The organism is Rhizobium ecuadorense (genome assembly GCF_001187535.1).
Lineage (GTDB): Bacteria > Pseudomonadota > Alphaproteobacteria > Rhizobiales > Rhizobiaceae > Rhizobium > Rhizobium ecuadorense.
The window spans coordinates 1-236 of record NZ_LFIO01001383.1 but is presented as its reverse complement, the minus strand read 5'-3'; the positions used below and the strand labels follow the sequence as shown (position 1 = coordinate 236).

The 236-nt window shown below is 58.9% G+C and carries 1 protein-coding gene; it reads right to left on the bottom strand.

Features of this window, described 5'->3' with window-relative positions:
* A partial coding sequence (locus AF337_RS29670; protein ID WP_280138874.1) for a carbonic anhydrase occupies positions 1-236 on the bottom strand: 236 nt, incomplete at both ends.

The following is a 236-nucleotide window of genomic DNA, read 5'->3' as shown; positions in this document are numbered from 1 at the left end:
GGCAGCGCCTCACCCTCCTGCACCTCGGTAAAACTTGCCAAAGCCCCGTCATAGACTTGGACCTCGCCCGTCTCGATGTCGAAGAACCAGCCATGCAGGGTGATCTCGTTGGTCGCGAGCTTTGCAGCCATGGACGGATGCGTCTTTAAGTGGTCGAGCTGAACGACGACGTTTTCCATGCCCACCGCACGCACACGTTCGGCTTCGGAAAGGTCGTCGGGATAGGCTTGGCAAAC